This is a genomic window from Nocardia otitidiscaviarum NBRC 14405, assembly GCF_000308635.1.
In the GTDB taxonomy this organism is placed as follows: Bacteria; Actinomycetota; Actinomycetes; order Mycobacteriales; family Mycobacteriaceae; genus Nocardia; species Nocardia otitidiscaviarum.
In genome coordinates this window covers 130,327-156,192 of record NZ_BAGD01000019.1, presented here as the reverse complement: position 1 = coordinate 156,192, position 25,866 = coordinate 130,327, and the positions used below count along the sequence as shown (strand labels likewise).

Here is a 25,866-nt window from a genome sequence, read left to right as displayed (position 1 = left end):
CGCGGCCATTCTCGTCAGAGCCGCAGGTGGCGGTTCATCGACATGGCCTCGTCGGCGAGGTCTGGCAGTTCGATCACCTCGATGCCGTGCTCGCGGAGCTTCTCGACGCCGACACAGTCGGCCACGAAGGTGGCCGGTTCGCGCCAGGCGATGACGACCCGCCGAATGCCCGCGCGCAGAATGCGATCCGTGCAGGGGGCGCGGTCGCGGCTGGCGCGCTGCGAGCAGGGCTCCAGGGTGCTGTAGAGGGTGGCGTGCGGTAGCCGCGGGTCGTCCGGTTCCAGTTTGTTCAGCGCGGATTCCTCGGCGTGCACCTTCTCGTCGGTCTCCCGCGACCAACCGTGTGTGATCTCCACGCCGTCCTCGCCGACGATCACCGCGCCCACCGAGAACGCGGTCGCGCTGATCGGGCACAGTCGGGCCAGTCCGATGGCGTGGCGCATCCACTGCCGGTGCAGGCGCTGCTCATCCGACACGGGGACCCTCCTCCTTCGGCAGGTAGCGCAGCAGGGCGATATCACCGACCTGGCTGACCTCCGCCAGCCGCAGCCGCCGATGCGGTCCACCCGGATACGCGGCGGAACGCAGGAATCGCGGGGCGGCCGAATCGCCGACCAGGATCGGTGCGACCGCCATCAGCATCTCATCGGCCAGTCCCGCCGACAGGAAGGCGGTGTGGATCGCGCCGCCGCCCTCCACCATGAGCCGTTCGACGCCGCGCGCGCCGAGATCGTCCAGCAGCGCGGCGAAATCGACCGCACCGCCCAGGGATACGACCGTCGCCGCCCGTGCGAGGCGATCACCCAGCCGCACCGCACCGGCCTCGGTGGTGTAGACGACGCGCTCCCCGCCGCTGTGCCAGAAGCGCAGTTCCGGGTCTAGTTCGCCCTTGGCCGAGACGACCACCCGCAGGGGATATTCGGATCGCCCCGCCGAGACCCGGGCGGCGCGGCGCTCGGCGCTGTTCACCAGCAGCCGGGGATTGTCGCGGCGCAGCGTCTCCGCGCCGACCAGAATGGCGTCGGATTCGGCCCGCAGCCGATCCACTCGGTCGAAATCCGCCGAATTCGACAGCAGCAGCCGATCGGTGCGCGCGTCGTCGATGTATCCGTCGATGCTCACCGCCACCGACAGCAGCACATGCGGTCGGCGGCGCACCACATCGTCGGGGCGATTCACACCAGCGCCGCGACTTCCGCCTCGAGGGTCCGCACCAGGCCCTCGTCGGGCCGGGCGCCGCAGACACCCAGCCAGTTGGCCAGCATCCGGTGCCCGCCCTGGGTGAGCACGGACTCGGGATGGAACTGCACCCCGTGAATGGGCAGCTCGCGATGCCGCATGGCCATGACGATCCCGCTCTCGGTGCGGCCCAGCACCTCCAGCTCCGGCGGCATGGTCTCCTCGAGCACGGTCAGCGAGTGGTAGCGGGTGGCGGTGAAGGGGTCGGGCAGTCCGGCCAGCACCCCCGCGCCGATGTGGTAGACGTCGGAGGTCTTGCCGTGCAGCAGCTCCGGGGCCCGCGTGACGGTGGCGCCGAAGGCCGTACCGATGGCCTGATGCCCCAGGCACACCCCGAGCAGCGGTACCTCGTGCTTCGCGCAGGCCCGCACCAGGTCGATACTGGCCCCCGCGCGCTCCGGCGTCCCCGGCCCGGGGCTGATGAGCAGCCCGTCGAATTCGGTCACCACCGCGTTCACGTCCGCGAGCTGTGCATCGTCATTGCGCCAGACCGTCGCATCCACACCCAGCTGCCCGAGATACTGGACCAGGTTGAACACGAAGCTGTCGTAATTGTCGACGACCAGAACACGCATGGTTCGAGAGTAGCCGGGCGCAGCCGCGATCGCCGCAGGCAATACCTAGTATGGACCCATACCTCAGCCCATGCGCTGAAGTCACGGAGAGCCGGAGGAGCCACCCCATGCCCAAGTCCAAGGTCCGGAAGAAGACGGACTACACGATCAACCCGGCCAGCCGGACGCCCGTCAAGGTGAAGGCGGCGGGTCCCTCGCCGGTTTGGTACGTCTCCATCATGCTCGGCTTCATGCTGGCCGGACTGGTGTGGCTGCTGGTGTACTACCTGGCGGCCGAGGAGATCAGCTGGATGAGCGATCTGGGTGCGTGGAACTTCCTGATCGGCTTCGGCCTCATGGTCGTGGGGCTGATCATGACCATGCGCTGGCGCTAGTTCTCCCCAGTCTCCACAAGATGAGCGGGGTGTGGATGGATACGACCGCTACATATAGCGGCTGCTAGTGAGCTCGATCGCCTTACAACAGTGTTATTCATACACACTTGTGGATGAATCTGTGGACAACTCGAGGAGGGTTTGGGGACAGTGACGCCAGCCGATTCCCGCGCCTTGGCGTGGTCGACCCCACCCGCCGCCCTCGCGGTCTGTGCCCTCGGCGGGATCGTGCTCGCCGTGGCGGCCTTCCTGTCCGACGATCCGCCCGGCCGGCTGCTCATCGGCCTGGCCGCCATCGCCCTACTCGTCATGGCCGGAGTGGGCCTGCGGCAGCGGCCGCGCCTGGCCGTCGAGCCGGGCACCCCCGATCCGGTCGTGGTGCGCGGCGTGACCGGACCCAAGCGCTACACACCCGAGCAGGTGCTGCGGGCGCGCGTGGTCTCCTACCGGCGACTCGGCCGCCGGATGCCCATGCTCGAACTGGATGTGAACGACGGCGGCGAAGAGCGGCTGCTCATCTTCGGCCGCTGGGATCTCGGGGCCGCACCCGACGAGGTACTGGAAACCCTGCGCGCCCATCTGGGCCGCTGATCCGGTAGTTCACCCGAGTCGCTCCGGTCGAATCAATCCGGCCGAGCCGCCGCGACGTCAGTTGATCACTATCACCGTCGGCGCGGCCAGCACGCTCACCACCAGCGCGAGCACCACCACGGCCGCCACCGATCCCCAACCGATCGCGGAGGCGGTCGACTGGGTGCGGGCGCGCAGCAGGCGCGGCAGATACAGAATCCCGGCCGTGGACAGCGTCCCCGCCGCGAGCCCGCCCAGATGCGCCCACAGCGAGATGCCGGGCACCGACACGCTGATGAACAGGTTGATCGCCAACAGCACGGCGATCTGCGTCATGTTCTGCCGGGTGCGCAGCATGATCACCGCGACCGCGCCGAACAGGCCGTAGATCGCGCCGGACGCGCCGACGGTGGCGGTGAGCGGATCGACCAGCGCCATGACGGCCGCGGAGCCACCCAGCAGCGAGGCCAGATACACCGCGAGGAATCGCGTACGCCCCAGCGCCACTTCGCAGTACGGGCCGAGCAGGTACAGCGCGAGCATATTCACCAGCAAGTGGATCAGGCCGTAGTGCAGGAAGCCGGAGCCGACCACCCGGAACCACTCACCGTCCCCGACGAAAGCGGGCACCAACCGCCATGCCCTGAACAGCGAGGAGGCCCGATTGTCCATCAGGTTCCCGGCTTCCAGCGCGGTAATGCCGTAGATGACGACATTCACGGCGATCAGCGCGTAGGTCACGAACGGCACGGGATTGCGCGACAGCGTCGCCCCGCCCACCGTGCGCACCTGCCGAACATCCTTCTGCCCCTGTGCCACACAGTCCACGCAGTGCTGCCCGACCGAGGCCGAGCGCAGGCATTCCGGGCAGGCGGACCGCCCGCACCGCGTGCAGGCCAGACCGGTGGGCCGGTCCGGATGGCGGTAACACGACGGTGCGGGCGGGTGCGGATTCATCTCTACTGCTTTCGAATTCAGTCGATAGTGACGCTGTTGATCACGACCGGATCTTTCGGCCGGTCGTTGCGATCGGTCGCGGTGGTGGCGATGGTGTCGACCACCTTGCGGGAGTCGGGATCCACCACCTCTCCGAAGATGGTGTGCTTCCGATTGAGATGCGGCTGCGCGCCGACGGTGATGAAGAACTGCGAACCATTGGTGCCCGGCCCGGCATTGGCCATGGCCAGCAGGTAGCCGCGGTCGAAGCGCAGTTCGGGATGGAACTCGTCCTTGAACTCGTATCCTGGTCCGCCGCGCCCGGTACCGGTCGGGTCGCCACCCTGAATCATGAAGCCGTCGATCACGCGGTGGAAGACGGCACCGTCGTAGAACGGCCCGGAATCGGTGCCCGCGGCGTTCTTCGTCGTGTACGGGGCGGAGCCGTCGGCCAGGCCGATGAAGTTCCGCACCGTCGCGGGGGCGTGGTTACCGAAGAGCGAGATCTTGATATCGCCGAGGTTGGTGTGCAGCGTCGCCACGGCGGTCTGATTCGGTGAGGTCACGCCGCCCATGCTATGCCGTGGCCGACGGGAGAACCCCCAGCGACCTGCGGTCACCACCCCTTGCTGCGCGAAAACGCGTGCTGTGTCACAGTGGTCGAATGCAGCTGGGGAGTTTTCGCAACCGAATCATCGCGGCGGCACTACTCGGAGCGGTGGGCAGCATTGTCGCGGTCGTCCTGAACCGCCGCCCGCAGCCACCCGCCCCCGCCCCGGAGCCGCCGCGCCTGGGCTACTCCCGCAATGGTTCCGCACCCACCCCGCTCGCCGGGGCGGGCACGGAAACCACGCGCTGAGCGTTCCTACCGGCTCACCGAGCGCTTGTACTGCCGCACGGCCAGCGGTACGAAGATCACCAGGATCACGGCGACCCACATGAGCGTGGTCGCCACCGGATGCCGCATGGACCAGGTGTCCGGCGGCGGCATGGCAGGGCTGGTATTGCCGAACAGATCACGAGTCGCCTGCGTCAACGCCGACACCGGATTCCATTCCGCGAACAGCTTCAGCGGTCCGGGCAGATTCTCCATCGGCACGAAGGTGTTGGCGAGGAAGGTGAGCGGGAAGATCACGATGAACACCGCGTTGTTGAACACCTCGGGCGCTCGCACGATCAGGCCGATCACGGCCATGATCCACGAGATCGCGTAGGCGAACAGCAACAGCAGCAGATACGCCAGCACCGCGTCCACGAACGATCCGCGAATTCGCCAGCCGACCACCAGACCGGCCAGCGACATCACCACCAGGCTCACCACATTGATCACCACGTCGGCGCCGGTGCGTCCGATGAGGACCGCCGCGGGTTCCATGGGTAGTGAGCGGAAACGGTCGATGATGCCCTTCTGCATATCCTCGGCCAGGCTCAAACCGGTGAAGGTTCCGCCGAATACGACCGTTTGCGCGAAGATGCCCGCGATGAGGAATTCGCGGTAGCCGCCCTCCATTCCCGGCACCTGGATGGCCGTGCCGAACACGTACGCGAACAGCAGCACGAACATGATCGGCGACAGCGTCGTGAAGATCAGCACGTCCGGGACACGCTTGATCTTGATGACATTGCGCTTGGTGATGGTGAGGCTGTCGCTCGCCAACATGGTGGCCCGCTGGGCCAGCGACGGTTTCTCGACGGATGTCAGCATGGCGCTCATCGGGCCTGTCCCTCCTTCTCCAGCTCCACCGAACCCGAGCCGTTCACCAATTCCTCGGCCTCATGGCCCGTCAAGGTCAAGAACACGTCGTCGAGCGACGGCCGCCGCAGACCCACGTCGTGAATCGCCACCTCGTGCTTGGCGAGCTGGCCGATGGCGTCGACCAGCGCCTGCGAACCATTGCTGACCGGAACGATGATGCGCCGCAGCCCCGGTTCCAGCCGGATCTCGCCGTGCGCCAGCCCGGACAGCGCCTGTTCGGCGACCGCCAGATTGTCCACATGGTCGACGGTCAACTCGATGCGGTCGCCGCCGACCATGGACTTCAGCTCGTCGGAGGTGCCCTCGGCGATCACCGTGCCGTGGTCGATCACGGCGATGGAATCGGCCAGCCGGTCGGCCTCCTCCAGGTACTGGGTGGTCAGCAGCAGGGTGGTGCCGCCCGCGACCAGTTCCTCCATGACATCCCAGAGGTCCAGGCGCGCACGGGGATCGAGGCCGGTGGTCGGCTCGTCCAGGAACAGCACCGGCGGATTGGCGACCAGTGCGCCCGCGAGGTCGAGCCGTCGGCGCATACCGCCGGAGTAGCCCTTCACCGGGCGGTCACCGGCGTCGGCCAGCCGGAAACGCTCCAGCAGCTCCCGGGCGCGCTGCTTACTGCGCTGCACCCCGAGGTGGTACAGGCGACCGACCATTTCGAGATTCTCGAAGCCGGTGAGGTATTCGTCCACGGCCGCGTACTGGCCGGAGGTGCCGATCCGGGAGCGCAGCAGCTGCGGGTCCTTCAGCACGTCGACCCCGGCGACGGTGGCGCGGCCGGAATCGGGGATGAGCAGGGTGGTCAGGACGCGGACGGTGGTGGTCTTCCCCGCGCCGTTGGGACCCAGCAGGGCTTTGACGGTGCCTTCCGGCACCCGTAAGTCGAGTCCGTCCAGTGCGACCACGTGGCCGTACCGTTTGACCAGCCCCTCTGCGACTATTGCGTCGGGCATGATTCTCCTGGTGTCATAGGGGTTCTGAGCTCGTATAGGTGTCTGAGCTGCGCAGATACTGTCGACCGTGACCGGGACGCTATGGCCCCAGTATTGCCCAGGCTGATCGTGATTTCATCCCATTTACCCCGTTTCGAAACGCCTGTCGCACACGAGGAGCCGCATCCCCGGGGAATGCGGCGGCGCGCGGTCCTCGACAGCTCGTGCACGAACACATGTTCGCAGCGGGGTACGACAGGTTCGGCGAAAAAATCTTCCAACGCGATGGTCCCCGTGCGCACACAAACTCGAATCGTCGCGTAGGATCGTTCCCGTCGGCCCCTCCCCCCCGGGCCGACCTATCGCGGGCCTCGGCTAACTCCCCCCCTTCGCCGAGGCCCGCCCCCCTTTCTGGAGTCGGCTCACCGGACTAGACCAATACGATCTAGATCAGTGGGCGAATCTCGTTGCGGCGCAGCACATGCCCGCGCAGTCGGCTGATACCGCGCACCCGCACACTGCGCAGATGCCGCAGCGTGAATTCCGGATCACCGTCGAGTCGCGCGGCCGCACCGTCGTCGATGAGCACGGTGCCCGGCCGCGCCACACCGGTGAGCCGCGCGGCCACGTTCACCACATCGCCGTAGAGGTCGCCGAAGCGCTGCAGTACCGGCCCGTAGGCCAACCCGATGCGCAACTGCGTGGTGATGCCCGGCGACGCCTCCGCCGCCTCCTGAATGGCCAGGGAGATGCGCGCGCCCTGCTCGGCGGATCCGGCCGCGTACATGACCTCGTCGCCGACATTCTTGATCACCCAGCCGCCGCCCGCGGTGATCGCGTTGCTGGTGACGGTCTCGAACGATTCCAGCAGCGCCGAGAGCTCCTCGGGGTCCAGATGCCGGGTCAGCCGCGTGTAACTGACCATATCGGCGAACCCGACCGCCAGCTGCCGCACCTGGTCCCCCGCCACCGCACCGCCGTCCAGCGACCGCGCCAGCGAGGAGGCCAACTGCCGCCGCCAGGCATAGGAGAGCAGCTGCTCGAGTTCGGAGACGACCTCCTCGGTGGCCGCCCGCGCCGCCTCCTGCGGATCGGCCGCGGGATCGGCCTCGGTAATGGCCGCGATCCGGTCCAAGATCTCCTCGGTGACCAGATCGACCTGCCACTCCGCCAGCCGCGCCATGGACTGCCCCAACTGCCGCGCAGCCGCCGTCTGCCGCGGAACATCCGCCCGCGCAAGCACATTCAGCTTGGTGAAGGCACGAACAGCCTGCACATCGGCATCGGTGTACTCGATCGCCTCATCATCCGGATCCGCCGGAAACCCCAACGACACCCACAGTCGCCGCGACAGCGTCGACGGCACCCCGGTCCGGTCGGCCACCTGCCGCCGGTTGTACTTACGCTCCCCGCTCAGCAGGTAAGGCTCGACCACCGACTGAACCAACTTGGAGATCTCAGTGGAGGCCATGGAGCCACCTTACGGCGCAAACCCCCCACCACGCCGCCGCCACGACCCGCCTGGTGACCGATCACAAACCATGTCTCGGCGGCTCCCCTCGAGCTGACATTCCGTGCCAACACTGTTCCTCGGCTGGCGGGGTCCATGGCCTGACGCGATGATTACCGACGGTCGGGACCACTGAAACCAGTTCATCTCCAGGGGGACTAATGAAGCGCACTGCGCTGACTCTGCTCGGCATGCTCGTCATCGGCATTCTCGTCGCGGGATTCAGCGGCCGAGCGGCCGCAGCTCCTGTGTCGGCCGTGGCGGTCGAGACGCCGGCGGCGATCGGGGTCACGATCGATGGGACAGGTGAGCCCGTCGCAATGTGCCTGATGCCGGGCGATTCGATCGGCACGCGCGCGGCGATCGGCGCGATAATCGGATTCTTCCTCGGGCTGCCCGTCTTCATCATCGGATCCATCCCGATCGCCCTGGCGGGCGCCGCCTTCGGCGCACTGTCCTATGTGATCGCACGGTGGTCCGCCGACCAGCTCCCGGGACCCTGCTAGCCGAACGGTTGTGAGGGTTGACATCCGGCGCGAGGTGAAGCGCTGGCGGACCCGCCAGCCGATCGTACTGTCGACGCGCCCCGCACCCCCACCGAACTGAACGCCGAGGCATACGCCGCCGAGGTGTGCGCATGGGTCGCCGCGCGGCCGGTCCGCTGGCGAGTGGCGCGGTCGCGACTACGAGCCGCTACGGGTCGACGACGATCGCTACTGATTCGCCGGGTGTGAGCGGGTAGAGCAGCACGTCGAACTGCGGGGCGTCGGGCCAATGTGGGCGCAATGATCCGACCTTGCGCCAGCCCCATTTCCGGTATGCGGCGTAGGCCCGCGTGTTGTCCGGCTCGACAAGCAGGGTGGCGCGCTGTTCCGAGCGGCCGCCGAGCAGTTCATCGTGCAGCCTGCGCGCGAGTCCATGACCGGTGTGCTCCTGGCACACCATGATCTCGCTGAGTGCGAATGTTCGGGTGCCGTCCTCGGTGGTGAACGCGTCTATATCGCCTTCGTCGAGGGTGAGCCCTTCCCACCATCGCGCGTTCGTGGGCAGCGGCCAGCCCCAGGTCTGACCGGCGGGTACGCCGTGAATCGAGGCTATGACCAGTTCGAAACCGTTGCCACGGCCTGGGTCGGTGTAGGCGTCGAATCGGTGCATGAACTCGGTGGGTGAGTCGAATGGGTCACCGGAAGCAATGGCATCGACATACGACCGTCGATAGATGTCCTCGACGACGTCGCGCAGTTCGCGTGCTTGCGTGGCCGAGCAGTGCCGGAACGCGAGGCCCTCGATGGTGGCGGTCATCGCGCGATGGCTTTCTGCGCGAGAGCGTCGAACCGACCGCAGAACTCGCTGCCGAACGCGAGCGGCTCGACGGTGCGGCGCACAGGTTCCAGCACGCGCAGGGTTCGCGTGGACGACACTTCGCCGAGGGAAGCGAGTACGGGCAGGCCCTCGGCTACCGCGCCGGTGACGTCGCCGACTCGTGCCCGACTGGCGGCCGACCAGGCGCGCAGGTTCATCGCATTGCGGGGGCTCGTCTGTTCGGCGGCGGCAGCGCTGTAGAGCTCGACAGATCGCGATGTCTCGCCGAGGTCGCCGTACCCGCGTGCCTCATGCCCCGCGATCTCGGAATGGCTGACGAAACGGAGCCACTGCGGGCACTCGTCGATCGGTTCGTACTGTGCGGCGGCATCCATCTCGCGCCACGCTGTTGCCAGCGTCCGGCCGAATGCGGTGTGGTCGCCGACGACGCCGTACGCCTGCGCCCCGCGGATCGCGATGAGTGCGTGGATTCGCCCGGGTGGCCGCCCGCGCATGAGATCGCGGGCGCGGTGAACCAATTTGAGTGCGTGGTACGGGCTTCCAGCACCGGCGCGGCTGAGCGCTATCGACTGGTTGGCTGCGTACAGGCAGGTATGTGCGATCAGATCGGCGTCGTCGGCTTCGGTACCGAGCGCGAGCGCGTCGGCGTAGCAGCGTCGGGCGAGCGGGTGCCGGTCGGCGTCGTAGGCGAGCCAGCCCGCCAGCACGGCAAGATGCCCTGTCGCGCTGGTGAACGCGTCGCCGGTCGCGGTGTCGTAGGCGCAGGTGTCGAGCTTGTGTTTCGCGCGGGCCAGCTGTTCGACGGCGAAGTCGACGAGGCCCGCCCCGCCGGACTGTTGGTCCTCGTGTTCGAGGACGTCGACGCCATGGAGCAGACGTCGCACGTCGGACGCGCCGAGGCGGTCGTGCTCGCCCACCAGCATGGTCACAGTGCCGAGGGCTGCCAGCTTCCCGAATTCCCGCCGTCTCACGTCGTCGTCGACTTCCCATGCATACATGCCGAGCGCAACAGCACTCGGCGATTCCGATACCGCACCGGCCGTTTCGATGCCATCACGTCCAGAATGCCGGTCGGACTGAAGTGACGCAGCCGCAAGAGCAAGACTGAATCGCTCGAGTTGAACCGGGTCAAGGCGTGCGAAGGTCGTGTCGAGTGACTCGGCGGACCGGCCGGTGACCGGCCGGTCGGCAGTCGCCTTCTGTTCCCATTTCTGGATCGTCTTCACGTCCCAGCCGAGATGGTCGGCGAACTCGTTCTGTGTCATCCGAAGGGCGACCTTGCGCAATGCCTTGACCTCGGTCGCCGTCCACTTGCTGACGATCATTCGTGCCCCCGGTCCGCCTCGCAACGACTCGTCGGATAAGCGTAGGACTTCCGTAGCAGGTTTGTGGGTGGGATGAAAGTGCCTGGTCGGTGAAGGTAAAAACAGCACCCGCCGCCAGGTCGGCCCCTTATCCCTGGCGTCGGGTGCACTCCAACCATTCCAGGGACCTGGAGGCACCCGACATGGAAATCATCCTCGCCATCGTGGTCATCGCGCTACTCCTCGTGGTCGTCGCGGCCGCCGTTCTCGACGGTGCTGCACATGCGCGCCGCCATCGCGGCCCTACGGTCGCCGAAATTCGAGCGCGACTCGACGCCGAGGCCGCCCGCACGGTCGTTCCACTGCGGGGGTAGGTCATGGCAATTCATCTGCCCGCCGGTTTCGACGCCGCCACGATCGCTCAGATCATCAGCCACGCAAGCTTTCGGTGGGCGGCCGAGCACCCACACGAGGCCATGCAGGCACACCGTGAATGCCGTGTCGGCCAGTGCCTTACGAAGACGATCGCGTACAAGAAGCTCGTCGGCGACGGCAAGCTCGTACCGGCGGGGTGGCCCGCGTGAACGCACCGACCACTCCGAAGACGTACGCCACCACGCACGCCAGCGGCACGGCGCGTTGGGCCATCGTCGGCGGCGTCGCAACGGTTTTCGCTGTGCACAACGGTCGGCAGGCCCTGCCGATGCCGCCCGACGAGGGCGGTGTCGACCTCGGGAAGTGCTTCGATCTGTTCCCAGCGCAGCGTGAGCTGTTCTGGCGAATCCTCGAGCAGCGCGAGGGCATGCGTCCTGGAGGCCCCAGCTGCGGCCGAATCTCCGGCCGGTAGGCCATCCGTGACCACGCTCCGCCGCTCACGAGCCCCGCCAGAGCTTCCGGGTGTACCGACCTGCCCTGTGACACCTGGATCGACACTGACGAAGCCGGTATATCCCACGCCCGGTTATCTCATAGAGACCGCCCTGCCGAGCGTCAACGCTCGGCGAGGCGGCCTCGCCTGTAGGCCATGACATTTCATGCCAGCCCTCCGGTCTTCCGATAACGGCACGAGAACGGGCTGCGATCTCGGGTCGAACCGTCCCCTCACCAACCACCTATGCAAAGGGCCAGCCCTCGATGAGAACCGTTGTAGCTCTCACCATTTCCGCTGCTGCGATCAGTCTTTCCGCGTGCGGATCCGATACCGAAACCGACAGCGTGGCGCCGACCGTCGCGAACGCCCCGACTACCACCGCAGCCGCCGACGCTCGGGGCTGCTATCCGTCGCACCCGATCGATGACCCGGACCTCGCCACGTTCACCGCTGGCCTCCAGTTGCCGCCCGGTGTGCAGGTGGTGACCGGCCGAGTGAGCACACAAAGCGATAAACCGGGCTTGGTCGGCGTAGCGATCGACCTGTGCGTGCCGGACAGCGTTACCGCGGACGCGCTGCGGCCGATAGCGACCGATATCGCGAAGGCGCTGCGGCCGACACCTCTCGGCGAACGGACCTTTGCGTTCTATGTCGCAGATATGGACAGCGCGTACAACACGGACGCGAAGATCAAAGACCCCGACTTCCAGCTGCACCTGTGGAACGGGAAGCCCTCGACAACAGCCGAACTGGCGCAGTGGGAGATCGTCAGCGACTAGGTCGATTCCGGTTCGGACGGCGACAATCCGCCCCGACCGTTGCGGCCAGGGCGGATTCACGCGTGCCGGGTAGCCTCAGGTGATGCGGTAGCGGACCTGCCAGCAGATCGTGCCGTCTTTGCGGTGAACAGGCGGGGAATGCGATCGGGGTAGATTCACGGTGGACCGCTACCCCTACACCCACAGGTGTGGACAAAGCAGACCAGGAGGGCGGAAACCCCGCCTGACCTGCTCTGATAGTTGTGGAGCCTAGGGGAATCGAACCCCTAACCCCTGCCTTGCAAAGGCAGTGCTCTGCCAATTGAGCTAAGGCCCCGGACGGGGAAGAATCCCCGAAAGTTGTTCAGCGCGTGGTTACCTCGTGCCAGAGGTCCGCGTCGTTGCGCTGACGCAGTTTGCTGATTCCGAAAATCACCGCGGCGACGAGGCCGATCGTGAGGAGAAATTTCATGAATCCCACCCTACAGAGATATTCGGGAGTGGGCCTAGGAGGACTTGAACCTCCGACCTCTTCGTTATCAGCGAAGCGCTCTAACCGCCTGAGCTATAGGCCCTCATCTCGGTTCCGGGTGTCTCACCCGAACCGAGGCATGAGATTACCGTACGACTCCCCGAGTAACCAAAACGGCCGGTAGCGGGCTTGCACGAGCCCGCCGCCGGCCGCTTCGAGAGGTACTCCGATGCGGGTGGACTAATCCGGATCGGCCAGGGTCACCTGGATGCCGCCGACCAGATCGGTGCAGTTGTTGTAGACGAACACGCCGACCGTGGACAGGGCGGTGAAAAGCACCACATTGATCATGCCGATCACACCGGCGTAGCCGAAGACGGTACCCGCGTCCACGATCGCCGAGGACGAGCCGCCGTCGGAGACGATGTCGGTGAAGGTGGAGTTCATCCGCTCCCACACGCCCATGCCCTCGAGCACGAGGTACAGCAGGCCCACCGCGAGCATCCACACGAAGAACAGCGCCACGCTGATCACCAGCGACACCTTCAGCGTGGACCACGGATCGATATGGCGCAGCTGCACGGTCGCCCGCAGCGGTTCACCGCTGGAGACGGCCTGCTGCACGGCCGCCGGGGCCGACGGCGACACCGGACCCCCGGCGACCGCCGCCGGAGCCTCCACATGCTGCGGCAGCGGATGCCGCAGATCGGACAGGTCCGGCATGTCCTTGACCAGTTCCGGCCGCGCGATGCTGCGGGTCGGTCCGTCGATGCCGACGGACTTCACCATGGCGGCCTCCTTGCGGGCCGCCTTGGCGGCCAGGTCGGCCGTGGTGCGGGCATTGGACGCACCCGCGTTCAGGCCGACCCCGGGCGCGGAGCCCGGGCGTCCCGCCACCGGCGCCTGGCCGGGACGGTAGAGGTTGGACTGCGGCTCCCGCTGCGGTAGCTGGGACCAGCCGCCCTCCTCGAACCGGGACGTGGTCTGCCCGTCACCGGGGGCCGGTTGCTCGGCGGCCTGGTCCGGGGCGGCGTCGGCCGGATCGCTCCGACGTCCGGCGTTGCCATCCTGGGCGAAATCACCGGACTGGCCCGACATTTCAGGCGGTTGCGGCTGCCCTTCCGGCGATCCCGGCCGCGGAATGGGGCGCGGCGGAATCGGGGACGGTGCGATTCGCTCGGTCACACCGTTGGCATGCTGCCGCTGGTCATTCGGCTGATTCGGAGTGGTCAATGGTGAATCCTTCGATCCGTTGTGCCGCCGCTGCTGTCGAGAAAACTACTGCTTCGCCGAACCACTGGCATCTTCTTCACCGGAAACCGCGTCGGGCTCATCGGCGTTGCGCGCGATTGCGAGCAACGTAGCGCCCTCGCCCAGGTTCATCAATCGCACGCCCTTGGTCTGGCGTCCGGCCTTGCGCACCTGGTTGGCCGCCGTCCGGATCACACCGCCGCCGGAGGTGATGGCGTACAGCTCGTCGTCATCGTCGACGATGAGCGCTCCGACCAGACTGCCACGTTTCTGGTCGTACTGGATGGTCAATACGCCCTTTCCACCGCGGCCCTGCGCGGTGTACTCGTCCAGCGCCGTGCGCTTGGAGTAGCCGCCCGAGGTCGCGACGAGCAGGAAGCCCTGCTCACCCTCGTGCACCACATTGAGCGACAGCAGTTCGTCGTCGGTGTTGAAGCGCATGCCCTGCACACCGGAGGTGGCGCGGCCCATGGGCCGCAGCACCTCGTCATTGGCTGCGAAGCGGATCGACTGGCCGTGCGCGGAGACGAGCAGCAGATCGTCGTCGGCGGCACACAGCGCGGCACCTACCAGTTCGTCCTCGTCACGCAGGTTCACCGCGACGATGCCGCCACTGCGGTTGGAGTCGAAATCGGTCAGCCTGGACTTCTTCACCAGACCCTTGCGGGTGGCGAGCACCAGGTAGGGCGCGTCCTCGTAGGACTTGATCTGAATGACCTGGGCGATCTTCTCGTCTGGCTGGAAGGCCAGCAGATTCGCCACGTGCTGGCCGCGCGCGGTGCGGTTGGCCTCGGGCAGCTCGTACGCCTTGACCCGGTACACCCGGCCCTTGTTGGTGAAGAACAGCAGCCAGTCGTGCGTGCTGGTGATGAAGAAGTGCTTGACGATGTCGTCCTGCTTGAGACCCGCGCCCTGCACACCCTTGCCGCCGCGCTTCTGCGAGCGGTACAGGTCGGTCTTGGTGCGCTTGGCGTAACCGGTCTCGGTGATGGTGACGACCACGTCCTCGCGGGCGATCAGATCCTCGTCGGCGACGTCACCGTCCGCTGCGATGATCTTGGTACGGCGGTCGTCGCCGTGCTTGTCGACGATTTCGGCCAGCTCGTCACGCACGATCGCACGCTGCCGCTCCGGCCGCGCCAGAATGTCCTTCAAATCGGCGATCTCGGCCTCGATCTTGGCCAACTCGTCGAGTATCTTCTGCCGTTCCAGGGCGGACAGGCGGCGCAGCTGCATATCGAGAATGGCCGTCGCCTGGATCTCGTCGATATCGAGCAGCTGCATCAAGCCGGTGCGGGCCGTCTCGGTATCGGCCGAACGACGGATCAGGGCGATGACGGCATCCAGCTGATCCAGGGCCTTCACCAGACCGCGCAGGATGTGGGCGCGTTCCTCGGCCTTGCGCAGCAGGTACTTGGTACGCCGGACGATCACGTCCAACTGGTGATTCACGTACAGGCGAATCATCTGGTCCAGGCGCAGCGTGCGCGGCACACCGTCCACGATGGACAGCATGTTGGCGCCGAAGCTGGTCTGCAGCTGGGTGTGCTTGTAGAGGTTGTTCAGCACCACCTTGGCGACCGCGTCACGCTTGACCGTGATGACGATGCGCATGCCCACGCGATCCGAGGACTCGTCGTGGATGTCGGCGACACCGGCGATCTTGGCGTCCTTCACCTGCTCGGCGATCGAGTTGATGAAGTTGTCGGTGTTGACCTGGTAGGGCAGTTCGGTGATGACGATCGTGGTGCGACCGCGATTGTCCTCCTCGATCTCCACCACACCGCGCATCTTGATCGAGCCGCGGCCCGTCGTGTACGCGTCGTGAATGCCCTGGGTGCCCACGATCAGACCCGCGGTCGGGAAGTCCGGACCCTTCACCCGCTCCATGCACGCGGCGAGAGTGGACTCCTCGTCGGCGAGGTGATTGTCCAGCGCCCAGTAGATGGCCTCGGCGAGTTCGGTCAGGTTGTGCGGCGGGATATTCGTCGCCATACCGACCGCGATGCCGTTGCTGCCGTTCATGAGCAGCACCGGCACGCGGGCCGGGAGCACCACCGGCTCCTGCGTCTTGCCGTCGTAGTTCGGCAGGAAATCGACCGTCTCGTGGTCGATTTCGCGCAGCAGCTCCATGGCCAACGGGGTCAGGCGGCATTCGGTGTAGCGCATGGCGGCCGCGCCGTCGTTGCCGCGCGAACCGAAGTTGCCCTGACCGTCCACCAGCGGGTAGCGCAGCGACCAGGGCTGCGCCATGCGCACCAGGGTGTCGTAGATGGCCGTGTCACCGTGCGGGTGGTAGTTGCCCATGGTGTCGGCGACCGGGCGAGCCGACTTCACATAGCTGCGATCGGGCCGATACCCGTTGTCGTACATCGCGTACATGATCCGGCGGTGCACCGGCTTCAGACCGTCGCGCACCTCGGGCAGCGCGCGGCCCACGATCACGCTCATGGCGTAGTCGATGTAGGAGTTCTGCATCTCCTGCTGGATGTCGACCGGTTCGATCCGGTCGCCACCCGACGGGGGCAGGGAGGTCTCAGTCATGAATTGGTCTCCGTGGGAAGTCTCTCGAGGTATTCCTCGGCAGTGGACGGGTCGACGGGGGAAGCCCCTTTAGACATCCAGGAAGCGAACGTCCTTGGCATTGCGGGTGATGAAGCTGCGCCGCGCCTCGACGTCCTCACCCATGAGCACCGAGAACAGCTCGTCGGCGGCCGCCGCGTCATCCAGGGTGACCAGGCGCAGCACCCGCACGCTCGGATCCATGGTGGTCTCCCACAGCTCCTTCGGGTTCATCTCGCCGAGACCCTTGTAGCGCTGCACGCCGTCGTCCTTGTTGATCTTCTTGCCCGCCGCCAGGCCGCGCTCCAGCAGACCGTCGCGCTCCCGGTCGGAGTAGGCGAACTCCGGATCCGACCGCTGCCACTTGAGCTTGTACAGCGGCGGCTGCGCCAGGAAGACGTGCCCGTGCTCGACCAGCGGCCGCATGAAGCGGAACAGCAGGGTCAGCAGCAGAGTGGAGATGTGCTGACCGTCCACGTCGGCGTCGGCCATCAGCACGATCTTGTGATAGCGCAGCTTGCTGATGTCGAACTCGTCGTGGATGCCGGTGCCGAAGGCCGTGATGATCGACTGGACCTCGTTGTTCTTGAGCACCTTGTCGATGCGCGACTTCTCGACATTGATGATCTTGCCGCGCAGCGGCAGGATCGCCTGGTACATGGAGTCGCGACCGGATTTGGCCGAGCCACCGGCGGAGTCGCCCTCCACGATGTAGATCTCGGACTTGCTCGGATCCTTGGAGCGGCAGTCCGCCAGCTTGCCGGGCAGTCCGCCCAGATCGGTCGCGCTCTTGCGCCGCACCAGCTCACGCGCCTTGCGCGCGGCCACCCGCGCCTGCGCCGAGGACACCGCCTTCTGCACGATGGTCTTGGCATCGGCCGGATTGGCCTCGAACCAGTGCGTCAGATGCTCGTTGCAGGTGCGCTGTACGAACGACTTGACCTCGGTATTGCCGAGCTTGGTCTTGGTCTGGCCCTCGAACTGCGGGTCGGCGACCTTCACGCTCACGATGGCGGCCAGACCCTCGCGGATGTCGTCGCCGGTGAGGTTGCCGTCCTTCTCCTTGAGGAGCTTCTTGTCCTTCGCGTACTTGTTCACCACCGTGGTGAGCGCGGCGCGGAAACCCTCCTCGTGGGTGCCGCCCTCATGGGTGTTGATGGTGTTGGCGAAGGTGTGCACCGACTCGGAGTAGCCGGAGTTCCACTGCATGGCCACCTCGAGCTCGTGCCCGGTGCCCTTGCCGGTGAACGACACGATCGAGTTGTGGATCGGCGTCTTGGTCCGGTTGATGTGCTTGACGTAGTCCTCGAGACCGCCCGGGTAGTGGTAGGTCCGGGTCTTCACCTTCGGCTCGGCGGGCGGCGTGTTCTCGTCGAGATGCTTGGGCGCCTCGGCGGTCTCGCTCACCACCTCGTCGGTGATCTCGCCCTCGGAGACCCGCTCGTCGGTCAGGGTGATGGTGAGGCCCTTGTTCAGGAACGCCATCTCCTGCAGGCGGCGCGCGACCGTCTCGAAGTTGTAGACGGTGGTCTCGAAGATGTTCGGATCCGCCCAGAAGGTCTGGGTGGTGCCGGTGCGCTTGGTGGGGTCGCCCTTGATGAGCTTGCCCGGCTTGGAGTCCTTGTACTCCTGGCTCCAGTGGTAGCCGTCGCGGTCGATCTCCACGTGCATGCGGGTGGACAGCGCGTTCACCACCGAGATGCCGACGCCGTGCAGGCCGCCGGACACCGCGTAGGCGTCGGAGTCGAACTTGCCGCCCGCGTGCAGCTGGGTCATGACGACCTCGACGGTCGGAATGCCCTGGGCGTGCATCTCCACCGGGATACCGCGGCCGTCGTCGACGACTCGGACGCCGCCGTCGGCCAACAGGGTCACATCGACGCGGGAGGCGTATCCGGCCATCGCCTCGTCGACGGAGTTGTCCACAACCTCCCAGATCAGGTGGTGCAGACCGCGCTCACCGGTGGAGCCGATGTACATGCCGGGACGCTTGCGGACGGCTTCGAGGCCCTCCAGGACCGTGATGTTGGAGGCACCGTAGTCCTGGTTTCCCGCTTTGCCCGGGGTGGAGCCGCTTGCGTTGGAGTCGTTGGCAGCCACTGCTCGGTAGCTCTCCTTACTTGCTGATCCTCTCGACACAGCGCGAGACGACACACGTGGGGCCCCGAATCCTGTCTGCTCGAGAATTACGGGTCCACGCGCGGGCTCTGCGGAACGCGCCGGAGATATCGCCGCTAGTTACCCCACCATCCTACTGGCAGACCCGACACAGAATGCACCTATGACACCCCTGAGTGGGCCACAGATGCATGAAATCGATCGGCGAAGGGTCAGGAGATAGGCGGGCCGGGTTCCAAAGCGTTCAGCGGGCAACTGGAACGTCGCCACAGAAGACGCGACAAAGTTCACCAGCGACTCGCTGGACAGCCGGAGGGATTCCGGTGTCGCGAACCCCCGGGACACCCCCGAGCCTAGCCGGTAGCACCGACGAATTCAGCCCACGTTCCACGTGAAACTCGCCGCTGACCAGGAATTATCCCGTCCGCCGAGGCCGCGGCGGCGCGGGTGGACGGTGGCGACTACCCGTAGGTGTCGCGCGGGCCGCGGCCCTTGATGTGGCGGTCGCCCTTGCGCCAGCTGGGGGCCACCGGGCCGTTGATGCGCAACGAGGTGACCACGCCCTGGCCGACCGCGCGATTGATCTTGGCGAGGATCTGGGATTGCAGCATGCGCAGCTGTGTGGCCCAGGCGGTGGACTCGGCCTGGATGTTGAGCACGCCGTTCTCCAAGGAAACCGGGTGCGCGTGCGAGGCGATGTCCTCCCCCACCACCGACTCCCAGCGACCGAAGACCATGCCCTCGGCGACCTTGCCGGACCAGCCCCGGCTGCGCGCGAGCGATCCCGTCAGAGCCGAGAGCGCCTGTGGGTCGCGGTCGTCGGGATGCGCGCCCGACCAGCCCGAGCGGCGGCGGCGCAGCGCCCGCACGCCGCCCTTGCGGGGTGAGGCCCGCCCCTGGCCGACGGACTTCCCGGCCGCGCGGGCGGCGGCACGGGCTTCCTCGAGCGCGCGCCGAGCGAGGTCGATGCCCCGCAGCTCGCCGTCCGACCCTCCCGCTGCCGCCGGCGCATCGTCGGACCGTTCCGGTTGGTCACCCATCCGATGCCTTCCTCTCCGAGCCGCACGTCGCACCGATTCTGCCGTACTGGTCCGACAGAGTCGCTATTCCCGTGTCGCTGTTCACCGGAAACCTCGATTCACTACCCCCGGTCGGGTTCGACAGCCGGAGCGCTCCGGACCGCGACCGGTTCCCGCGCAACTCAGGGGAAGGTTTTCCCGGCAGCACGACTATCGCGGACGTGCGTCACCGGACGCTCGGCAGCGCGCGGGCACGGCGACCGCACCGTCATCGTCACGTGGCGGTCGCGCCGGGTCCAGGAACTCCGGGGGCAGCGTGGCGCTCGGGCCACCGCGCCGCGCGGCAGCACCGGGCGACCGTCATTCGGCGGCCGATTCGGCCCCATGGAATCGGCGCGGCCGAAGGTATCGCTCACCGTGCCGGAACCGCGATGTGAGAGATGCGGCGATCCGCATCCCCGGAGGTCTCCACCCGCAGCGGGTTGGCGTCCAGTTCGGGCGGTACGTCCTCCGGTACCGCGGCGGTGATCAGCACCTGTTCGGCGGTGGCGGCCACGGCGGCCAAGGCGGTGCGGCGGCGGCGGTCGAGCTCGGCGAAGACGTCGTCCAGGATGAGCACCGGATCGCTGCCCTGGGTGCGCAGCAGCTCGAACGCGCCGAGCCGCAGCGCCAGCGCGAAGGACCAGGATTCGCCGTGACTGGCGAACCCCTTGGCCGGCGCGGAACCCAGCATGAGGTCCAGGTCGTCGCGGTGCGGGCCGACCAGGCAGACCCCGCGCTCCAATTCCTTGGGACGGGCTGTGGACAACTCGCGCAACAGGATGGACTCCAGCACCTCCACGTCATCGTCACGTGGCGCTCGCGCCGGGTCCAGGAACTCCGGGGGCAGCGTGGCGCTGCGGTAACCGATCGTGGCGGGCCGGGATTCCGGCGCGATCCCCGAATACGCCTGTGCGAGATGTGGATGAAGTTCGTGCACCAGTCGCAGCCGCTGCGCGAGCAGCACGGCGCCGTGCGCGGCCAGATGTCCGTCCCACACGTCCAGGGTGCTCAGCTCCGCCCCGGAACCGCCACGGGAACGGGCATGGCGGCCAGCCGATTTCAACAGCGCCGAACGCTGCCGCAGCACCTTGTCGTAATCCGCCCGCACCCCGGCCAGCCGCGGCAGCCGTGCGGTGGCCAGCTCGTCCAGGAAGCGGCGGCGCTCCCCCGGATCGCCGCGCACCAGCGACAGATCCTCGGGCGCGAACAGCACCGTCTGCAGAATCCCCAGGATCTCCCGGGTGCGGCGCACCGGCGAGCGGTTGATCTGCGCCCGATTGGCCGACCCCTGATTGAGCTCCACGTCGACCCGTAGCTCACGGCCGGAGTTCACCACCGTGGCCCCGATCCGCGCCCGCGACGCCCCGATCCGGATCAGGGGCGCGTCGGCCGCCACGCGGTGCGATCCGAGCGTGGCCAGGTACCCGACGGCCTCGACCAGGTTGGTCTTGCCATTGCCGTTGGAGCCGAGGAAAACCGTTCGCCCCGGCGGCAATTCGAGGTCGGCCCGCTCCCAGGATCGAAAATCGAGCAGCGACAGCGCCCGAACGTACATCTACTCCACCGTGCCCGTCGCCCTGTGGAAATGTGCAGCGAGCTGGGGATATCCGCCGACGTACGACGAAATCCCCGCTCTCGCCGAGTTTTTCACAGGTTTGTCAACACTGTGCACAAACGTTCGATCCGCGGATCAGCCCGGGAGCCGGACCGGCATCAACAGGTAGATGTAATTACCGGTCAGCGCCGCGAACGCGCCGGACTCCGAGGGTTCCGGTGCGTCGTCGGAGGCGGGCAGCAGCACCGCCGGACGGCTGGGAGTGGTGAAGCCGAAGGCCACCCGGTCCGAGCGCAGCGCGGACAGGCCGTCCACCAGGTAGCCCGGATTGAACGCGATGGTCAGCGGCTCGCCGCGGAAGTCGGCCACCAGCCACTCCTCGGCGCGACCGGCATCGTCACCGCCCGCGGAGAGCAGCAGGCCCTCCTCGTTGAACTCCAGCCGCACCTGCGCACCGCGCTCGGCCACCAGCGCCACACGCTTGATGGCCTCGGTCAGCGCGCTCACCGACAGGGTCGCGATGGAGGTGTGCTCCTTGGGGAGCAGCTGGCGGAACTTGGGGAATTCCGCGTCGAGCAGCCGGGTGGTGGTGCGGCGGCCGCCGTTCACGATGCCGAGCAGGCCGTCGGTGCCGGTACCGAACGCCAGCTGCACGGGCGCGTCGGACGGACCGAGGGTCTTACCGGCCTCGGAGAGGGTGCGCGCCGGAACCAGCACGGCGGTCTCCACATCGGGGCGGCCCGGATTCCACTCCAGCTCGCGCACGGCGAGGCGGAAGCGGTCGGTGGCCGCGAGCACGACCTTGGGGCCCTCGATCTCGACCCGGATGCCGGTGAGCATGGGCAGCGTGTCATCGCGCCCGGCGGCGACGGCCACCTGGCCCACCGCCTCGGAGAACACGTCGACCGCGAGTTCACCGGTCTGGGGAGGAAGTTCGGGAAGCTGGGGATAGTCCTCGACCGGCATGGTGGGCAGGGAGAACTTGGCGCTGCCGCACTGGATCAGCACCCGGGTGCCGTCCACCGAGACGTCCACCGGCTTGTTGGACAGCGCCTTGGTGATATCGGCCAGCAGGCGACCGGAGACCAGGACCTGTCCGGGTCCGGCGACCTCGGCGGCCACTCGCATCTGCGCGGAGACCTCGTAGTCGAAGCCGGAGACCGTCAGCCCGCCCTCATCGGCCACGAGGAGTACGCCGCCGAGAACCGGTACCGGAGGCCGCGAGGGCAGGCTGCGAGCCACCCACGCAACGGATTCGGCGAAATCCTCGCGAGCGACCCGAAACTTCATGCTTGCAAGGTCCATCGCCCGGTCTGTCCTCTCCCAGTCTCGATCGTTCGTGATCTGTCTCGGCTCGTCCAGCGTCGGCTCGACGCCTAGGGCAGCTGGTGAATCGGCCGCCTCGAAGTCTGGCATAGACGACCGACACCAAACCGTACCCGCGCGAGGCGTCGTCGCCAACGTCGACCCTCCGGCGTCTTCGGGTGTCGATCTTCGGACCGTCCTTCTTCTCCCTGCCGCTCGTTCGGGTGTGGAGGGGGCGGGGGCGCACCGTGCGCTCCCGAGCCGAGTTTCCACACCGCCTGTTTTAAAGAAGAGATCTCTAGAAGAGAAATCTAAGTAGTAATAGGGGCTGTGGATTCTGTGGACTCCGCTCGTTTCCGCAGCTGAGAGCGGGTGGCGGCGTGGGGATGTCCGTGGGGTGTCTCGAGGATGAACGGGGAGCGTCTGTGGACCGCCCGAAGTTGTCCAACATCCATCCTCGAGTCGTCCTCGAGTTGTTCCACGATTCCACCCCACTCTGCCCACATCTGAGCGAATCCGGGGACAACTCGAGGATTCCTCGAGGACCTGACAGGGAGTCCTCGAGGAATCCACAGGGCACAACTCGTGTCCTGGCAGGTCAGGCCCCGTGGATGAATCGGCCTGTGGGAACTGTGCACTACTGCCTGTGCACCGCTGTGAGTAGAGCCCTGGGGGCAAACCCGTGGACAACAGTGGGATTCCTCGAGGAATCCACATGCTTTCCTCGAGGACTCCTCGAGGAATCCACAACCCCGAAAACAGAAGACCCCCACGTCAAATGACGTGGGGGCCTGTTAGCTGTGGATCAGCGGGAGCGCTGCTTGATTCGGGCTGTGAGTTCTTGCACCTGGTCGTACACCCGGCGGCGTTCGGTCATCTCCTTGCGCACCTTCTTCTCGGCGTACATGACCGTGGTGTGGTCGCGGCCGAACGCCTGACCGATCTTGGGCAGGGATAGATCGGTGAGTTCGCGGCACAGGTACATGGCGATCTGCCGCGCCTGCGCGAGCGGCCGCGCCTTGCCCGGGCCGGTCAGTTCCTCCAGCGTGGTGTTGAAGTACTCCGCGGTCACGGCCATGATCGTGGCCGCCGTGATCTCCAGCGTGGCGGTGTCGGGCATGAGGTCGCGCAGCACCACCTCGGCCAGCGACAGATCCAGCGGCTGCCCGTTCAGCGAGGCGAACGCGGTGACCCGGATGAGCGCGCCCTCCAACTCGCGGATATTGCGCTCCACCCGGCTGGCGATGAGTTCGAGCACGTCGTGCGGCACATCGAGACGGTCCATCCGGGCCTTCTTGCGCAGGATGGCGATCCGGGTCTCCAGCTCCGGCGGCTGCACATCGGTGATGAGGCCCCATTCGAACCGGGTACGCAGCCGCTCCTCCAGCGTGGCCAGCTGCTTGGGCGGCCGGTCCGAGGACACCACGATCTGCTTGTTGGCGTTGTGCAGCGTGTTGAAGGTGTGGAAGAACTCCTCCTGGATACCTTCCTTGCCCTCGATGAACTGGATGTCGTCGACGAGCAGGATGTCGGTTTCCCGGTAGCGCCGTTTGAAGGCCACCTTGCGGTCGTCACGCAGCGAGTTGATGAAGTCGTTGGTGAACTCCTCGGTGGACACGTACTTCACCCGCATGCCCGGGAACAGCCGCTGGGCGTAGTGGCCGGCCGCGTGCAGCAGGTGGGTCTTGCCCAAACCTGAAGCGCCCCAAACGAACAGCGGATTGTAGGCGCGGGCCGGAGCCTCCGCGATGGCCACCGCGGCGGCGTGCGCGAAACGGTTGGAGGCGCCGATGACGAAGGTCTCGAAGGTGTACTTGGCGTTCAGGCTGGCCGAGGACGGGGCGGGGGTGTCGCGCTCGGGCGGCTTGTTGAAGTAGGTGGGCCACGAGTTGCGGACGTTGACCACCGGCTCCTCGTCGTCCACCGGACGCCGCGCCGCGGGCATGGATTCGGGCTCCGGCTCCGGTTCGGTGGGGAACAGCGATTCCTGTCCGGGCGGCATGGGCGGGGTGCGGTGCGTGCTCTCCCGACGGCGCGGCGCCGGAGCCGCGGGCGGCGTCATCGGCTGGGACATGGCCTCCGGCATGCGCTCCGGCATGGGCTCCGGCAATTCTTCGGCCATCGGATCGAGCGGACCCTGACCGTAATCCACAGGTGGATAGTTTTCTCGGGATTGATAGTCCGAGGGCTCCCCGTAGCGCGAGGGTTCGGGATAGTCCGGAGCGCTCTGGTAGCGCGGCATCGGATGCTCGGTGGGTGGCGGTTCGGGCACCGGAGCGTACTGCGGCGGAGCCGGTCGGGGCTCGCGCGGACGCTCCGGGCGAGAGGTCATCCGGGCGTGGCGGGGGTTCGGGGCGCGGTCGGCGGGCGGGTGCTGCGGTGCGGCTATCCGCACGCCGAGACCCTCGACCTGGGGGCCGAGCCGACGGGCGAGCGAGCGCAGGATGGGTTCGCGCAGATCGCGTTCCACCACCTGCTGAGCGAGCGGACCGGATACCGAGAGCAGGGCGAACCCCTGCGCGAAGGTGATCGGCGTAATGAGCCCCAGCCAGGCCTTGAGCGCCTTGGACACGGGCTGGATATCACCATCGGAGGAACCGGTGGTGAGTTCGGCCACGACCTCGGGCCACACGGCGGTCAACTCGTTCTGCTCGGCGTCCACTTACGGTCGTCCTCCCCGGAGTAGGTCGAATGGAGCAGACGGTCGGGCACTGCTCGGAACTCCCACATTCCGGACACAGCGAGGACGCGTCGGCCCTACGAATATGCCACTCCAGGGGTCTTTCCACACAATTATCCACAGATGTGGACAACCTGGGGATACGCGTGTCGCCGCGGGTGAGCCCCCAAATCAGGCGTGGACCTGCGGTTCTTCAGCAACCGATCAGCAACTGTCGGGCGACTCGCAGGAAAGCCGGTGCCAAGGACCGTACACGACGACCCCCGCTCGACACGAACCCCCAGCAGAGGCGGCGATAATCGGCATGTCGTCGGTCGGCGGCCCTACGCGGAACACGGCGACAGCCATCACGTAACCCCGAGTTTGACCCCCGATCACTGGGTCAGTACCCTCGTACAGTCACCCTATGGTGCGGTGGCGGCTGTCTGCTGCCCGTGCCGCCAGGGTATTGCGCGCGAGTCTCTCGCGACACGTTTCACCGACAAGCTTCGGGCGTCACCAGGCGCCCACCACCTAGAGGAGTGTTGACCGTGGCCAAGGGCAAGCGGACGTTCCAGCCGAACAACCGTCGTCGGGCGCGGGTCCACGGGTTCCGCCTCCGGATGCGGACCCGTGCGGGCCGCGCCATCGTTTCCGCGCGTCGTGCCAAGGGCCGCGCGCGGCTCACGGCCTGATTCCGGTCCTACCCGGACTCGGCGTCGCATGACCGGCTCGCCG

General features: G+C 66.9%; 27 protein-coding genes and 2 tRNA genes. 9 read left to right on the top strand and 20 right to left on the bottom strand.

Going from position 1 to position 25,866, the window contains the following annotated elements; all coding sequences use genetic code 11:
• Positions 1–14: 14 nt before the first annotated feature.
• From ON31_RS00795 to ON31_RS00785, 3 genes are read right to left on the bottom strand one after another with little or no spacing between them, the layout of a single operon-like run.
• A complete protein-coding gene (locus ON31_RS00795) occupies positions 15–476 on the bottom strand; it encodes a deaminase (RefSeq protein ID WP_039808174.1) in 462 nt (153 codons plus the stop codon).
• Positions 466–1,179 (bottom strand): RibD family protein, encoded by a 714-nt coding sequence (locus tag ON31_RS00790; RefSeq protein ID WP_255221927.1) that lies wholly within the window; start codon positions 1,177–1,179, stop codon positions 466–468. Before ON31_RS00790 ends, ON31_RS00795 begins: the two co-directional genes overlap by 11 nt.
• The gene (locus ON31_RS00785) at positions 1,176–1,814 is read right to left on the bottom strand and encodes an aminodeoxychorismate/anthranilate synthase component II (protein ID WP_039808172.1); all 639 of its coding nucleotides are present in this window, start codon (positions 1,812–1,814) and stop codon (positions 1,176–1,178) included. The genes ON31_RS00790 and ON31_RS00785 overlap by 4 nt, the downstream gene beginning before the upstream one ends.
• 107 nt (positions 1,815–1,921) lie before the next feature.
• On the opposite strand from ON31_RS00785, the gene crgA reads away from it, so the two are divergent.
• Together crgA and ON31_RS00775 are read left to right on the top strand one after the other, a co-directional pair.
• A complete protein-coding gene (crgA, locus tag ON31_RS00780; protein WP_029930536.1) occupies positions 1,922–2,188 on the top strand; it encodes a cell division protein CrgA in 267 nt (88 codons plus the stop codon).
• 150 nt (positions 2,189–2,338) lie between these two features.
• Complete coding sequence (locus ON31_RS00775) at positions 2,339–2,779, top strand: PH domain-containing protein (protein ID WP_029930537.1); 441 nt, start codon at positions 2,339–2,341, stop codon at positions 2,777–2,779.
• Positions 2,780–2,836: 57 nt separating this feature from the next.
• On the opposite strand, the gene ON31_RS00770 is transcribed toward ON31_RS00775, so the two are convergent.
• Together ON31_RS00770 and ON31_RS00765 are read right to left on the bottom strand one after the other, a co-directional pair.
• Positions 2,837–3,715: a rhomboid family intramembrane serine protease gene (locus ON31_RS00770; protein ID WP_029930538.1), complete on the bottom strand. Its 879-nt coding sequence runs from the start codon at positions 3,713–3,715 to the stop codon at positions 2,837–2,839.
• A 17-nt stretch (positions 3,716–3,732) separates the two neighbouring features.
• Positions 3,733–4,260 carry a peptidylprolyl isomerase gene (locus ON31_RS00765; protein WP_029930539.1) on the bottom strand — a complete coding sequence of 176 codons (528 nt, stop codon included), beginning with the start codon at positions 4,258–4,260 and terminating at the stop codon, positions 3,733–3,735.
• Positions 4,261–4,358: 98 nt separating this feature from the next.
• Between ON31_RS00765 and ON31_RS00760 the strand changes: the two genes are divergently transcribed.
• Positions 4,359–4,553, top strand: a complete 195-nt coding sequence (locus ON31_RS00760) for a hypothetical protein (RefSeq protein WP_029930540.1) — start codon at positions 4,359–4,361, stop codon at positions 4,551–4,553.
• Between the two features lie 6 nt (positions 4,554–4,559).
• Here the strand turns inward: ON31_RS00760 and ON31_RS00755 are convergent, their stop codons facing one another.
• The 3 genes from ON31_RS00755 to ON31_RS00745 all read right to left on the bottom strand — a co-directional run bounded on the left by ON31_RS00755 (position 4,560) and on the right by ON31_RS00745 (position 7,850).
• Positions 4,560–5,408, bottom strand: coding sequence for an ABC transporter permease (locus ON31_RS00755; protein ID WP_081592124.1), 849 nt, complete (start codon positions 5,406–5,408; stop codon positions 4,560–4,562).
• Complete coding sequence (locus ON31_RS00750) at positions 5,405–6,400, bottom strand: daunorubicin resistance protein DrrA family ABC transporter ATP-binding protein (RefSeq protein WP_039808164.1); 996 nt, start codon at positions 6,398–6,400, stop codon at positions 5,405–5,407. The genes ON31_RS00755 and ON31_RS00750 overlap by 4 nt, the downstream gene beginning before the upstream one ends.
• Positions 6,401–6,824: 424 nt before the next feature.
• On the bottom strand, positions 6,825–7,850 hold the full coding sequence (locus ON31_RS00745) for an adenylate/guanylate cyclase domain-containing protein (RefSeq protein ID WP_039808161.1): 1,026 nt from the start codon (positions 7,848–7,850) through the stop codon (positions 6,825–6,827).
• A 230-nt stretch (positions 7,851–8,080) separates the two neighbouring features.
• On the opposite strand from ON31_RS00745, the gene ON31_RS00740 reads away from it, so the two are divergent.
• Positions 8,081–8,395 carry a hypothetical protein gene (locus tag ON31_RS00740; RefSeq protein ID WP_147287018.1) on the top strand — a complete coding sequence of 105 codons (315 nt, stop codon included), beginning with the start codon at positions 8,081–8,083 and terminating at the stop codon, positions 8,393–8,395.
• Between the two features lie 187 nt (positions 8,396–8,582).
• On the opposite strand, the gene ON31_RS00735 is transcribed toward ON31_RS00740, so the two are convergent.
• Both ON31_RS00735 and ON31_RS00730 read right to left on the bottom strand, forming a co-directional pair.
• Positions 8,583–9,191 carry a GNAT family N-acetyltransferase gene (locus ON31_RS00735; protein WP_039808156.1) on the bottom strand — a complete coding sequence of 203 codons (609 nt, stop codon included), beginning with the start codon at positions 9,189–9,191 and terminating at the stop codon, positions 8,583–8,585.
• Entirely contained in the window at positions 9,188–10,537 is a 1,350-nt protein-coding gene (locus tag ON31_RS00730) for a helix-turn-helix domain-containing protein (protein WP_039808153.1), read from the bottom strand. The genes ON31_RS00735 and ON31_RS00730 overlap by 4 nt, the downstream gene beginning before the upstream one ends.
• A 182-nt stretch (positions 10,538–10,719) precedes the next feature.
• Between ON31_RS00730 and ON31_RS00725 the strand changes: the two genes are divergently transcribed.
• From ON31_RS00725 to ON31_RS00710, 4 genes are all read left to right on the top strand, one after another.
• The gene (locus ON31_RS00725) at positions 10,720–10,890 is read left to right on the top strand and encodes a hypothetical protein (protein WP_157533559.1); all 171 of its coding nucleotides are present in this window, start codon (positions 10,720–10,722) and stop codon (positions 10,888–10,890) included.
• A gap of 3 nt (positions 10,891–10,893) precedes the next feature.
• A complete protein-coding gene (locus ON31_RS00720; RefSeq protein ID WP_039808148.1) occupies positions 10,894–11,100 on the top strand; it encodes a hypothetical protein in 207 nt (68 codons plus the stop codon).
• The gene (locus ON31_RS00715; protein ID WP_147287017.1) at positions 11,097–11,363 is read left to right on the top strand and encodes a hypothetical protein; all 267 of its coding nucleotides are present in this window, start codon (positions 11,097–11,099) and stop codon (positions 11,361–11,363) included. The genes ON31_RS00720 and ON31_RS00715 overlap by 4 nt, the downstream gene beginning before the upstream one ends.
• Before the next feature lie 287 nt (positions 11,364–11,650).
• Positions 11,651–12,166, top strand: coding sequence for a hypothetical protein (locus tag ON31_RS00710; protein ID WP_157533557.1), 516 nt, complete (start codon positions 11,651–11,653; stop codon positions 12,164–12,166).
• A gap of 243 nt (positions 12,167–12,409) precedes the next feature.
• Here the strand turns inward: ON31_RS00710 and ON31_RS00705 are convergent.
• The 10 genes from ON31_RS00705 to dnaA form a co-directional block, all read right to left on the bottom strand.
• Positions 12,410–12,482: transfer RNA gene (locus ON31_RS00705), tRNA-Ala, on the bottom strand.
• A gap of 27 nt (positions 12,483–12,509) precedes the next feature.
• Positions 12,510–12,617, bottom strand: coding sequence for a DLW-39 family protein (locus tag ON31_RS37495; protein ID WP_218007277.1), 108 nt, complete (start codon positions 12,615–12,617; stop codon positions 12,510–12,512).
• Positions 12,618–12,646: 29 nt separating this feature from the next.
• Positions 12,647–12,720: transfer RNA gene (locus tag ON31_RS00700), tRNA-Ile, on the bottom strand.
• A gap of 137 nt (positions 12,721–12,857) precedes the next feature.
• A complete protein-coding gene (locus ON31_RS00695) occupies positions 12,858–13,850 on the bottom strand; it encodes a DUF3566 domain-containing protein (RefSeq protein WP_039808142.1) in 993 nt (330 codons plus the stop codon).
• 45 nt (positions 13,851–13,895) lie between these two features.
• Entirely contained in the window at positions 13,896–16,412 is a 2,517-nt protein-coding gene (gyrA, locus tag ON31_RS00690) for a DNA gyrase subunit A (protein ID WP_039808139.1), read from the bottom strand.
• A 69-nt stretch (positions 16,413–16,481) separates the two neighbouring features.
• Positions 16,482–18,530, bottom strand: a complete 2,049-nt coding sequence (gene gyrB / locus ON31_RS00685; RefSeq protein ID WP_029932484.1) for a DNA topoisomerase (ATP-hydrolyzing) subunit B — start codon at positions 18,528–18,530, stop codon at positions 16,482–16,484.
• Positions 18,531–19,009: 479 nt separating this feature from the next.
• Positions 19,010–19,588 (bottom strand): DUF721 family protein, encoded by a 579-nt coding sequence (locus ON31_RS00680; RefSeq protein ID WP_039808136.1) that lies wholly within the window; start codon positions 19,586–19,588, stop codon positions 19,010–19,012.
• 391 nt (positions 19,589–19,979) lie between these two features.
• On the bottom strand, positions 19,980–21,164 hold the full coding sequence (gene recF, locus ON31_RS00675; RefSeq protein ID WP_039808133.1) for a DNA replication/repair protein RecF: 1,185 nt from the start codon (positions 21,162–21,164) through the stop codon (positions 19,980–19,982).
• A gap of 135 nt (positions 21,165–21,299) precedes the next feature.
• Positions 21,300–22,469, bottom strand: a complete 1,170-nt coding sequence (gene dnaN / locus ON31_RS00670) for a DNA polymerase III subunit beta (RefSeq protein WP_029932481.1) — start codon at positions 22,467–22,469, stop codon at positions 21,300–21,302.
• 805 nt (positions 22,470–23,274) lie between these two features.
• A complete protein-coding gene (dnaA, locus tag ON31_RS00665) occupies positions 23,275–25,131 on the bottom strand; it encodes a chromosomal replication initiator protein DnaA (protein WP_039808130.1) in 1,857 nt (618 codons plus the stop codon).
• A 548-nt stretch (positions 25,132–25,679) separates the two neighbouring features.
• On the opposite strand from dnaA, the gene rpmH reads away from it, so the two are divergent.
• A complete protein-coding gene (rpmH, locus tag ON31_RS35365; protein WP_081592136.1) occupies positions 25,680–25,823 on the top strand; it encodes a 50S ribosomal protein L34 in 144 nt (47 codons plus the stop codon).
• The last annotated feature ends 43 nt before the right edge of the window (positions 25,824–25,866 follow it).